At 39.6% G+C, this 12,380-nt stretch carries 8 protein-coding genes; 3 read left to right on the forward strand and 5 right to left on the reverse strand.

Annotation, left to right across the window (positions count from 1 at the left end):
* Positions 1-11 precede the first annotated feature (11 nt).
* The 3 genes from SOI81_RS01275 to ompR are packed head-to-tail and all read right to left on the reverse strand — an operon-like array spanning position 12 to position 2,407.
* Positions 12-134: a hypothetical protein gene (locus SOI81_RS01275; RefSeq protein ID WP_224992080.1), complete on the reverse strand. Its 123-nt coding sequence runs from the start codon at positions 132-134 to the stop codon at positions 12-14.
* Between the two features lie 33 nt (positions 135-167).
* Positions 168-1,625 (reverse strand): ATP-binding protein, encoded by a 1,458-nt coding sequence (envZ, locus tag SOI81_RS01280; protein WP_016142852.1) that lies wholly within the window; start codon positions 1,623-1,625, stop codon positions 168-170.
* A 17-nt stretch (positions 1,626-1,642) separates the two neighbouring features.
* Positions 1,643-2,407 carry a two-component system response regulator OmpR gene (ompR, locus tag SOI81_RS01285; protein ID WP_000060753.1) on the reverse strand — a complete coding sequence of 255 codons (765 nt, stop codon included), beginning with the start codon at positions 2,405-2,407 and terminating at the stop codon, positions 1,643-1,645.
* Between the two features lie 667 nt (positions 2,408-3,074).
* Here ompR and tex point away from each other — a divergent pair.
* A complete protein-coding gene (tex, locus tag SOI81_RS01290) occupies positions 3,075-5,423 on the forward strand; it encodes a Tex family protein (protein WP_239975246.1) in 2,349 nt (782 codons plus the stop codon).
* 297 nt (positions 5,424-5,720) lie between these two features.
* Positions 5,721-7,907: a solute carrier family 23 protein gene (gene ychM, locus SOI81_RS01295; protein WP_320541139.1), complete on the forward strand. Its 2,187-nt coding sequence runs from the start codon at positions 5,721-5,723 to the stop codon at positions 7,905-7,907.
* Between the two features lie 68 nt (positions 7,908-7,975).
* On the opposite strand, the gene SOI81_RS01300 is transcribed toward ychM, so the two are convergent.
* Both SOI81_RS01300 and metY read right to left on the reverse strand, forming a co-directional pair.
* Entirely contained in the window at positions 7,976-8,866 is an 891-nt protein-coding gene (locus tag SOI81_RS01300; protein ID WP_031949532.1) for an SDR family NAD(P)-dependent oxidoreductase, read from the reverse strand.
* Between the two features lie 272 nt (positions 8,867-9,138).
* Positions 9,139-10,416 (reverse strand): O-acetylhomoserine aminocarboxypropyltransferase/cysteine synthase family protein, encoded by a 1,278-nt coding sequence (gene metY, locus SOI81_RS01305; RefSeq protein ID WP_262446848.1) that lies wholly within the window; start codon positions 10,414-10,416, stop codon positions 9,139-9,141.
* 295 nt (positions 10,417-10,711) lie between these two features.
* Between metY and ettA the strand changes: the two genes are divergently transcribed.
* Entirely contained in the window at positions 10,712-12,373 is a 1,662-nt protein-coding gene (gene ettA / locus SOI81_RS01310; protein ID WP_005067029.1) for an energy-dependent translational throttle protein EttA, read from the forward strand.
* Positions 12,374-12,380: the final 7 nt, after the last annotated feature.

The following is a 12,380-nucleotide window of genomic DNA, read 5'->3' on the forward strand; positions in this document are numbered from 1 at the left end:
CATAGGGGATTTTAGCTATGAAAAATTGAAAAGTGCATAGGTGTTAGGCTAAGGTCTAATTTTGTAAATAAATGGCGGTATAAATTATATTTATGGTTTTTATTTAATTGATTTCTATTGCTTTTATTTATCATTAAAACAAGGCTTTTAATTACTAATTGCTCAAATTAAAAGCGCTCACTTAAAGTTTGTTTTATTTTTTCTAATGGATTGGTCGTGGTATTTTCTTCAGTGCTTGGTTTTGGGATTGGTAAAGAAATAATAACTTCTAAACCACCTTGTTCACGGTTATGAATTTGAATCTCACCATGATGGATATCAACAATACGTTTAACAATCGCAAGCCCAAGACCACTACCTTGAATCGTTCTTGCTGAGTCTCCGCGAACAAAAGGTTGCATCAACTCTTCAATTTGATCTGCCGGAATACCTTCACCATGATCAGCAACGGTAATTAAAATATATTCATTTTCAACTTTTGCACTGAGCTCAATTGGTTCAGCACCGTACCGTTTTGCATTGTTAATCAAGTTGGCAATTAATCTTTTTAAAGAAAGACTACGTGCCGGAATAATAGGCACATCCTGCATCTCGAATTGAATATCAAGAGGTTTAAATTGCACAACTAATTCTTGCAAAAGAATATTGATATTGGTGTCTTTCAATTCCTCATCCGAACCATCGCGCATATACGAAATGAACTGATTAAGAATTGCATCCATATCATCTACATCGTAGACCAAGCCTTCACGTAAAAACTCATCAGGCAGCATCTCTGCTGTTAAGCGTATGCGTGTAAGGGGAGTGCGTAAATCATGTGAAATACCCGCCAACATAATACGTCGTTCACGTTCAGTCTGGTCGAGTGTATAGACCATGCGATTAAAAGCTTGGTTTACTTGACGAATTTCTAGTGGTCCATGATTGGTATCAAGGTAAGGCGCTGTTCCAGATTTACTATATTCATTGGCAGCATTCTGCAAACGACGCAGAGGGCGGTTCATCTGTCTGACCAAAATCAAAATAATGATAGCCGACAATAATGGAACACCCACAACCCAACCCACTAAAAGCTCAGGGCTGTAGTTGGCATAGGTTTTTAAAGGCTCACGAACCCAGTTTCCATGCATCTCAGGAGTTTGAATCCAAATGCGTGGGCTCGGTTTAAACTGGAAGTAGACGGTAACGTCTTTAGTCCCGATCTCATTTGCAAGTTTTTCTTCAACTTGATTGGTAAAAAACTCGGCAATAACCTTGTCTCGAACACTAGGATATTCTTTAGGGTTTGTAACGTATTCGATACCGACTCGATTACGTAACCATGCATCCACATCTACTTCATTTTCACGATGAAAAATTCGTATATCAGGATTGTTGACGAGTTCAAGTTCAACAGCAAGGTAACGTGCATGTTGTTGAATTTCAGGTAAGTAAAGAGTGCGCCAAAAGAACCATAACGACATAAATAAGCTAAAGAACACCACCAGCAGTACCAGAATAGTGGTACGCATGGCAGCAGAACGTGGTTTTATTTTGTCGAGAAAACGTTCCCATCGAGTCCGTTTACGTTCTGAGTAGGTAACGTAATCAGTAAAGTTCTGTGGGGCGATTGGTTCTAAACTCACTCTATCTTATCTCAAGCTTATTCAGCACCATCCGGAACGAATACATAGCCCACACCCCATACAGTTTGGATGTAACGTGCACGTGCAGGGTTATCTTCAATTAAACGACGTAGGCGTGAGACTTGAACGTCAATTGAACGTTCCATTGCGCCCCATTCACGGCCACGCGCTAAGTTCATTAGTTTATCGCGTGTTAATGGTTCACGTGGGTGTTGTACCAATGCTTTTAATACTGCAAATTCGCCAGTTGTTAAGGTAACAATTTGTCCTTCGCGTGTCAGTGTACGAGTAGACAAGTCTAAAGACCATGGACCAAAGCTTACTACTTCAACTTGTTGGCTTGGTGCACCCGGAACTTCACGAACTTGACGACGTAATACTGCACGGATACGTGCTAAAAGCTCATTTGGATTAAATGGTTTTGGCAAGTAGTCATCTGCACCAGCTTCAAGACCGGCAATACGGTCTGAATCGCTACCGCGTGCTGTTAACATGATGATTGGCGTATCAATATTTGATTGGCGTAGACGACGGCAAATACTTAAACCATCTTCAACCGGTAACATAAAGTCGAGTACGATCAGTGAAAATAACTCACGTTGTAATAAACGGTCCATTTGTGAAGCATCATGGGCAGTTTTTACAACAAAGCCTTTATCTTCCAAAAAACGTTGCAAGAGGGTACGTAAACGCACATCGTCATCGACCACTAAAATACGTTCGACACGATCCGTTTCGTTGTGTACGGTTTCAGGATGTTCAGCAGGTACAACTAAACTCATGATGTACTCCCTTTTAAAGTCATAATTTATATATTATTGGGTCGGATAGGCTTATTGCCAACAAGCCCTCAGTATAATGCTGATGTTCTTGTTTAGACTATGTATCAATTTGCTCAAAATTACAATTTTCAAGGTGGTTTGAAACCAAAAAACAACATCTTAAGCCCATAATTTAGCAAAGACCGCTCAGAAAAAACAAATAGTTAAATTTTCAATGATTTTATAATCATTCAATAGTAATAACTCATTGTTTTAAATAATTTATTTGAAAAACTCTTAACGCCCATCTATAGGGTTTTTAATAGATGAATTGAGCAAATAGGCAAATTCGATAACAAATTACGAGAATAAAACAGTGATCAACCTCAATATTTCATCTTTTGGGTCATGTATCAATATGATCATTTTCTCGTAAATTATATTAAATTTTTGTCACATTTATGACATAAGTCATACGTTTGTATTTTATAAAGATTAAAAGGCTGAGTTCAGTATTCATTTTTTCATACTTAAACGCCTGTTTTTTTGTGCTCTAGTCGTCGAAAAAAGTATAAATATTCAGAGTCAATACAAAAAAACGTTTTGAATACGCAAACAAGTGTGGATTTTATGGGCTTGGTCTTTATAATCAGTGCTTTTAAACTTTATCCTTGTGGGATCAAACACGATGACTGACTTAGTTCAGCAGTTGGCAAGTGAACTTGCCGTACGTCCAAACCAAGTAGAAGCTGCCATCCGCTTAATTGACGAAGGTGCCAGTGTTCCATTCATTGCCCGTTACCGTAAAGAAGTAACACAAGGTTTAGATGATACGCAGTTACGCCAATTAGATACTCGTTTAGCGTATTTACGTGATTTATATGAGCGCCGTGAAAAGGTTATTCAGTCATTGCAAGAACAGAATAAATTGAGTGATGACTTGTTGGCGCGGGTGAATGCAGCCGAAACAAAAAATGCCTTAGAAGAAATTTATGCACCGTATCGTCCTAAGCGTACAAGTAAGTCTTTTAAAGCAAAAGAAGCAGGTCTAGGACCGATTGCTGAAAAAATTATTGCAGAACAAGTTGACCCGACAGAAGCATTAGCTGGTTTTAGTCATGAAGACTATCCAGATGTTGAAAGTCAGTTAGATGCGATTCAGCATATTCTAATTGATGACTGGGCACAAAATATTGCGCTGACTACAGAATTAAAAGCAACTTTTGCAAAAACTGCAGTTTTAAAAAGTACAGTTGCTTCTGAAGAAAAGAAAGAAGTTGGTAAAAAATTCCGTGATTACTTTGAATTTTCTGAAGGTTTAAACAAACTGCCTTCACATCGTTTATTGGCGATGTTGCGTGGTCGTCAAGAAAATGTATTAGGTTTAAAAGTAGATGGTGAAGATGATGCACCATTGGCACGTATTGAAACTGAATACAACCTTGAGCAAATTCAGCCACAAGCACGTCAGGACTTCTTAAAGCAAACTGCTAAATTGTTCTGGTTGGGTAAAGTTCGCCCTCAAATCGAGCATTCATTGCTGACAGAGAAGCGCCTTACTGCCGAAGCAGAAGCAATGCAGGTATTTGCTGAAAATCTTCGTCATTTATTATTATCGGCACCAGCGGGTAGCCGTACTACTTTAGGTGTTGACCCTGGCATTCGTACCGGTGTGAAACTCGCAGTCGTGAGTGACTCAGGCGATGTACTTGCTCACAGCACGATTTATCCATTTGCACCTAAAGAAGATAAAGAAGGTTCTATTGCTGAGCTTGCACGTTTATGCCGTGAATATAATGTAGAGCTTATTGCCATTGGTAATGGTACAGCTAGTCGTGAAACGGAAGCTGTCGTGGCTGAAATGATGGCTGCAAATACAGATCTTAAATTAACACGTGTGACTGTAAGTGAAGCGGGTGCATCTGTTTACTCTGCAAGTGAGCTTGCTGCGGCAGAACTTCCAGAGCTTGATGTTTCAATTCGCGGTGCAGTATCAATTGCTCGCCGTTTACAAGATCCTCTTGCTGAACTTGTTAAGATTGATCCGAAATCAATTGGTGTAGGTCAATATCAACACGATGTGAATCAAACCGGTTTGGCTAAAACACTTGATGCAGTAGTCGAAGACTGTGTGAACGCGGTTGGTGTTGATGTAAATACCGCTTCTCCAGCAATCTTGGCTTACATTGCAGGTTTGAATAAAGCCATTGCACAGCAAATTGTTGAATACCGCAAAGAGCATGGTCGTTTTGACAACCGTCAAGCTTTGAAAAGCGTACCACGTTTAGGCGAGCGTACTTTTGAACAAGCAGCTGGTTTCTTGCGTATCCAAAATGGTTCTGAACCTTTAGATGCTTCTGCTGTTCACCCTGAAAGTTATGGCCTTGTTGAGAAAATTGTTTCAGCAAAAGCCACAACTGTGAAAGACATCATTGGTAACACCGAAATCATTCGCCAAGTAAAAGCTGATGAATTTGTTGATGACAAATTCGGTTTGCCAACAGTTCAAGACGTATTAGCTGAACTTGAAAAACCGGGCCGTGACCCACGTCCAGAGTTCCGTACTGCTAAATTCCGTGAAGATATCACTGAAGTGGGCCAATTAACTGAAGGTATGCAGCTTGAAGGCGTGATTACCAACGTCACAAACTTTGGTGCCTTTGTTGATATTGGTGTTCATCAGGATGGTTTAGTTCATATTTCTGAATTAGCGAATGAGTTCGTTTCTGATCCGCATAAAGTTGTAAAACCAGGCCAGATCGTACAAGTGCGTGTTATGCAGGTTGATGCTGAACGTAATCGCGTGAATTTAAGTATGCGTGCCGAAGGTTCTGCACCTGTAAAAGCACAGCGTCCACCACGCCGTGAGCAAAATAACGAACAACGTTTTGAACGTAAGCCTCAAGGTAAACGTCCTCAACCACGTAAAGATCAAGCTGAACGTCCTCAGCGTAACAAGCAAGAAAAACCACAAGAACAAAAGATTGGTGGTTTAGGTGCATTGTTATTACAAGCAGGAATTAAAGGTTCTAAATAAGAGCCTTTAAAATGATAAGAAGCCTCCATTCGGGGGCTTTTTTATTAGCGAAGTATTAATTTTTTGACAGGCTTTAAAGAGCAGTTAAGAAAAAAACGCAGTCGTAAAGATGAGGTGAATCTTAAGATCAACAAATCGTTGTTAAATACACAATTAAATACACAACGTTATAGCATAACTAAACTTTAATGAGATTCAGTTGTCCGACATCATCAACCCAGCCTTGAAGCATTTATTCTCTTTCAGGCTGTAATAGTACAACTTTGCTTATTTCTTTTTATTATAAATGGTTGTTTTATGTCGGTTTTAAACCTGAAAAATAGATTTCATTTAAAAGACCTCTTATCCGGAGTTGTCGTATTCCTCGTCGCATTACCGCTGTGCTTAGGTATCGCTTTGGCCTCAGGTGCTCCTATCATCTCTGGTATTATTGCAGGTATTGTCGGCGGCATCATTGTGGGCTTACTCAGTGGTTCCCACATTAGCGTTGCAGGCCCAGCGGCAGGGCTGACTGCCGTAATTCTTGTACAGTTAGAACAACTAGGCGGCAATTATGCCGCCTTTTTATTATGTATTATTTTTGCCGGTGTCCTACAAATTCTATTTGGATTATTCAAGTTAGGTTTTTTTGCTAATTTTATTCCAAATAATGTCATTTTAGGATTACTCGCTGCTATTGGTGTCATTCTGATTGCGACACAATTGCCTTACCTGTTCGGACTTTCTGATTTTTCATGGAAACAGGTTTGGACTTCAACACCAGACGCATTCCTTCAACGTTTTGATGGCGGAGCGGCACTGATTGGTTTGCTCAGTTTATTCCTAATTTTAGCGTGGGATAGTAGTCCGCTAAAAAAACTAGCTTTACCTTCGGCTTTAATTGCAGTTGTGCTAGCAGCAGTTTTAAATTTTGTGTTAGTAAGTACAGGCTCTCCATTGGCCGTGCAAGTGGATAACCTCATTCAGTTACCAAATATCTTACAAGCACCCGAAGAAGTATTAATTTTTCCTGATTTTAGCTATTTAGCTGAGCCTATGATTTACACAGGAGCCATTACGCTCGCTGTTGTAGCATCTTTAGAAACATTATTGAATCTAGAAGCGGCAGACAAGATCGATCCTCAAAAACGTTCTTCTCCTCCTAACCGTGAACTCTGGGCACAAGGTACAGGTAACATCATTTCGGGCTTAATTGGTGGAATGCCTGTCACCTCAGTGATTGTGCGTAGTTCGGTGAATGCAAATACAGGTGCGCGTAGTAAATGCTCTACCATTATTCATGGGGTATTGTTGCTGCTAGCAGTTTTGTTCTTCGTGCCATTAATGAACATGATTCCTCTGTCTGCATTGGCTGCGATCCTCATCCTGACAGGCTTTAAGCTTACCCATCCAAAACTATTTAAACAGCTTTATCAAAAAGGTTGGAAACAGTTTCTGCCTTTTATTATTACCTTAGTTGCAATTTTGCTGACTGATCTTTTAATGGGAATTTTAATTGGCCTATTCACCAGTAGTGCTTTTATTCTCTATGGTAATTTTAATAAAGGTATTCGTGTTTATAGAGAGAAGCGCTTACATGGCGTAGTTACTCGTATTGAACTCCCATCACAAGTGACCTTTCTTAATCGTTCTGCACTTATTTCAGCCTTGGAACATGTGCATAAACACCAACAACTCATTATTGATGCGACTCAATGTGATTCGATTGATCCTGATATCTATCAAGTTATTCAAGATTATCAAAGTGAAACTGCTATTAAACGCCAAGTAAATCTTAAACTTGTCGGGTTTAAGCAGCACTATCAAGATGTTGATGATGCGGTACTTGATATTGATATTAGTACGCAAGATTTGCAACAAAAGCTGAGTCCTCAACAGGTGGTAAATTTACTGAAGGAAGGAAACGAGCGCTTTGTAAAAAATGAACGTCTTCAACGCGATATTTACCGACAAATTCGTGTGACTGCAGATGAAGGACAGCACCCGATTGCAGCCGTGCTTGGTTGTATGGATTCACGTGCTCCTACGGAAATGATTTTTGATGTGGGTATTGGCGATCTGTTTAGTTTACGAATTGCAGGTAATATTGCTGGGCAAAAAGTATTGGGTTCACTTGAGTTTGCTTGTCAGGCTAAAGGTTCTAAAGTCATTGTTGTTTTAGGTCATACCGATTGCGGTGCGGTGACAAGTGCATGTCAATTGCGTTTAGAGCAAAAGCAAGTGTCTGATGTAAAGGAAATGCCACACATTCAATATGTGCTTGGGCCATTAATGCATTCGGTTGATAGCGTATATGACATTATGCAGCCACGTGAATTAGGTAATGCTTTTATCAGTCAAGTCACAGCAATGAATGTTCACTACAACATCCAGTATATTATTAATAACAGCAGTGTGCTTAAAGATATGGTGGATCGAGGTGAGATTGTAGTTGTGGGTGCAATTTACGATGTAAAAACAGGGCACGTTCAGTTTCTTGATTAATTGCTTCTTTAGTTAAAAAAAGCGCCTTATTTAAGGCGCTTTTTATTCGTTATGTGATTAACTCAAAATTACCAGTGTTCACCTGGGAAAATGCGTGCATATGCTTTTTGTGCCCAGTTTAATTTCTCAGTTTTTTCACCTTTTGCTGCATCTGAACTTGGGAACAAACGGAAACCAATCGACATAAACATATTATTGATGCCTGGCGCTACAGAATAAGTCATTGAAGCTAAGCGACCTAAGTTAGTTGCCATACGTTTTGGACGTTTCACAATTGCATAAGCAATTAAGTCAGCAGCCTGCTCAGGTGAAAGTGTTGGTACATATTTATAAATTTTAGTTGGTGCAATCATTGGGGTACGAACCAATGGCATATAAATTGAAGTAATTGCAATTTTGTGTGCATGAACTTCGGCCGATAGACAGCGGCTAAATGCATCAAGAGCAGCTTTAGATGCGACATATGCAGAGAAGCGAGTTGCGTTTGCTAAAACACCAATCGAGCTAATATTAATAATTTGTCCATCTTTACGCTGAATCATATGCGGCAAAATATTGAGAACTAGACGAACTGCACCAAAATAATTTAATTGCATCGTGCGTTCAAAGTCATGAAAACGATCATAAGATTCATGTACGGCACGGCGAATAGAGCGACCTGCGTTATTAATTAAAATATCAATGTGATCAACAGTCGCTAAAATTTCTTTAGATACTTGGTCAATCATTTCCATATCGTTGAGATCACATGGAAAAATTGATGCCTTACCGCCACGGCTTTCAATATCTGCTTTCACTTCTTCCAGAGTTTCTTGAGTACGGGCAACCAATAAAACATGGGCACCAGCATCAGCAAGTTTATTTGAAATCGTTAATCCGATTCCACTCGAGGCGCCTGTCACTAAAATGACTTTATCTTGTACCTTTTCCTGGAACAGAGCTTCTAATTTTTTATTCACAGCATTTTACCTAAGTAGGGGCAGGGACTATTTATTCCGGTATGTAATTTTTATTTTTACAACCGTAGGTTCATCCAGATGAACTCATAAATATTGTGCTTATCTTAATAGATGTTTAAAAATTGTCTAGTCTGTAAATATATGAAATTTAACAATTTATTTAGAGTAAAAACTCTAAAATACGATCTTAATCCATTAATTATTTTAGTCCTATAATAAATGAACAAACAAAAAAGCCTCTATTTCCAGAGGCTTGTTGAATAGTTTAAAAGTTATACAGTTGAAAGTGCTTGTTCTAAATCGGCAATTAAGTCATCAATATGCTCAATTCCAATTGAAAGACGTACCATATCTTCACTTACACCAGCAGATTTAAGTTCTTGTTCATTGAGCTGGCGGTGAGTTGTGGTTGCAGGATGACACGCCAAACTTTTTGCATCACCAATATTGACCAGACGAGTAAATAGCTGAAGGGCATCGATGAATCGAGTACCACCTTCACGCCCATCTTGCACACCGAAAGATAAAATTGCAGAGGGTTTACCTTGTACATATTTTTGAGCAAGTTGATGCTGTGGATGATCTTTTAAACCTGCATAGTTGACCCATTTTACTTTTGGATGAGTCTGTAAATATTCCGCAATTTTTTGGGCATTTTCAGTATGGCGTTCCATTCGGAGATTTAGAGTTTCTAGACCTTGTAAAATCAAGAAAACACTCAGCGGGCTAATAGCTGCGCCCGTATTTCGTAAAGGTACAACGCGAGCTCGGGCTATATAAGCAGCTTCACCTAATACTTCGACATAATTAACCCCGTGATAACTTGGGTCAGGCGTGTTCAAAACTTTAAAGCGTTCTGGATATTTACCCCAAGGGAATTTACCACTATCGACAATCGCGCCACCAATACTATTACCATGCCCACCAATATATTTGGTAAGAGAATGAATAACGATATCGGCACCATATTCAAATGGTTTTAATAAAGCAGGGGTGGCAACAGTATTGTCGACGATAACAGGTACACCATATTCATGTGCAATTTTTGAAATTGCTTCTAAATCGATAATATTTCCAAGCGGATTACCAATCGATTCAACAAAAACAAGTTTAGTTTTATCATCAATTAAATTACGTAAGCTTTCTGGTTGTTGGTAATCAAAAAAGCGAACTTCAATACCTTGTTTTGGTAATGTGTGGGCAAATAGATTGTACGTCCCGCCATATAAAGTTGAAACTGAGGCAATGTTGTCTCCTGCTTCTGTAATAGTTTGGATGGCATAGGTAATTGCTGCCATTCCAGAAGCCAAGGCTAACCCACCAATTCCACCTTCAAGTGCAGCAAGGCGTTCTTCAAGTACAGTAGTGGTCGGGTTCATAATCCGGGTATAAATATTGCCCTGAACTTTTAAATCGAAAAGGTCGGCACCGTGCTGTGTATTATCAAATGCATAAGAAGTCGTCTGATAAATAGGGACCGCAACTGCTTTTGTTGTCGCTTCGGGTGAGTAGCCTGCGTGAATGGCTAAGGTTTCATCTTTATAAGTCATGATTACTTCATCTTCGTGAGTTAAATATTGAGCGAGTCTAGCTTAAAAGTTAAATAGAAAATTGCAGAAATTCTGGTTTGTTTTCTAATTTTAGGAATAAAGATAGAAAAATATACGCTGAAACGCTGTATAAATCTTATACATAAACATTTTGCAACTTATTGAAAAAGAAAATTGTTTGATAAATCCGTACGATGGAAATCATAACTTCAAGTTGTTGGGGTTTTCAGCGTATAATACGCGCGATTATTTATCGCTTATGCGATGTATTGGTTTTTCAATTGAGGAGTCCTGCGTGGCCCAATATATTTATACGATGAACCGAGTGTCTAAGATGGTTCCGCCAAAGCGCGAAATCTTAAAAGACATCTCTTTATCATTTTTCCCGGGTGCCAAAATTGGTGTACTCGGTTTGAACGGTGCAGGTAAATCTACCTTGCTTCGTATTATGGCTGGCGTAGATAAAGATTTCTCTGGTGAAGCTCGTGCACAACCTGGAATTAAAATCGGCTATTTAGAGCAAGAGCCGCCACTTGATCCAACTAAAGACGTTCGTGGTAACGTTGAAGATGGCGTACGTGAAGCTTTAGATGCTTTAGAACGTCTTGATCAGGTATTTGCAGAATATGCAGACCCGGATGCTGATTTTGATGCACTTGCAAAAGAGCAGGAAAAATTAGAATCAATTATCCATGCTTGGGATGCGCACAACCTAAACAACCAGCTTGAAATCGCGGCAGATGCCTTGAACCTTCCAGCTTGGGATGCTGATGTAACTAAGCTTTCAGGTGGTGAACGCCGTCGTGTAGCACTTTGCCGTTTATTGCTTTCAAAGCCAGACATGTTGCTTCTTGACGAACCGACGAACCATTTGGATGCAGAGTCTGTATCTTGGTTAGAACGTTTCTTGAAAGATTTCCCTGGCACAATCGTTGCGATTACGCATGACCGTTATTTCTTAGATAACGTGGCCGAGTGGATCTTGGAGCTTGACCGTGGACACGGTATTCCTTACCAAGGTAACTACTCTTCTTGGTTGGAACAGAAAAATGCTCGTTTAGAACAAGAGCAGAAACAAGAAGAATCTTTTGCTAAAGCATTGAAAAAAGAACTTGAATGGGTTCGTTCAAATGCGAAAGGTCAGCAAAAGAAAAACAAAGCGCGTATGGAGCGTTTTGAAGAGCTCAACTCTAAAGAATTCCAGCAACGTAATGAAACGTCTGAAATCTACATTCCACCTGGCCCTCGTTTGGGTAATAAAGTTGTGGAAGTGGAAGGTATCAGCAAATCATTTGACGGCCGCGTATTGTACGAAAACTTATCGTTTACTGTACCTCCAACAGCAATTGTAGGTATTGTTGGTCCAAACGGTGCGGGTAAAACGACTTTATTCCGGATGATGACTGGCGAACAGCAACCTGATACAGGTACTGTGACTTTAGGTGAGTCAGTTAAAGTAGCTTACGTAGGTCAGATTCGTGACACCCTAGACAATAACAAAACTGTTTGGGAAGAAGTATCGGGTGGTTTAGATATCTTGAAAGTGGGCGATTATGAAATTGCTTCACGTGCTTATATCGGCCGCTTTAACTTCAAAGGTCAAGATCAGCAAAAACGCGTAGGCGAATTGTCTGGTGGTGAGCGTAACCGTTTACAACTTGCGAAAATTTTACAGCAAGGCGCAAACGTTATCTTACTGGATGAGCCATCAAACGACTTGGATATTGAAACTTTACGTGCGCTTGAGGATGCAATTCTTGTGTTCCCAGGTACAGTAATGGTGGTATCGCATGACCGTTGGTTCCTTGACCGTATCGCGACACACATCTTGTCGTTTGAAAATGAACAGCCAGAATTCTACACAGGTAACTATGCAGAATACGAAGCGTATCGTCAGTCACGTTTAGGTGAAGACGCTGTTCAAAAACGTACTAAATACAAAAAAATTAGCGGATAATTTTTGC

The organism is Acinetobacter pittii, from assembly GCF_034067285.1.
GTDB lineage: Bacteria > Pseudomonadota > Gammaproteobacteria > Pseudomonadales > Moraxellaceae > Acinetobacter > Acinetobacter pittii_E.

Bases quoted from the DNA above. Each gene is read 5' to 3' on its own strand.
- SOI81_RS01275 (WP_224992080.1), bottom strand. From the start codon at position 134: ATGATAAATAAAAGCAATAGAAATCAATTAAATAAAAACCATAAATAT.
- ompR (WP_000060753.1), bottom strand. From the start codon at position 2,407: ATGAGTTTAGTTGTACCTGCTGAACATCCTGAAACCGTACACAACGAA.
- tex (WP_239975246.1), top strand. From the start codon at position 3,075: ATGACTGACTTAGTTCAGCAGTTGGCAAGTGAACTTGCCGTACGTCCA.
- ychM (WP_320541139.1), top strand. From the start codon at position 5,721: ATGTCGGTTTTAAACCTGAAAAATAGATTTCATTTAAAAGACCTCTTA.
- metY (WP_262446848.1), bottom strand. From the start codon at position 10,416: ATGACTTATAAAGATGAAACCTTAGCCATTCACGCAGGCTACTCACCC.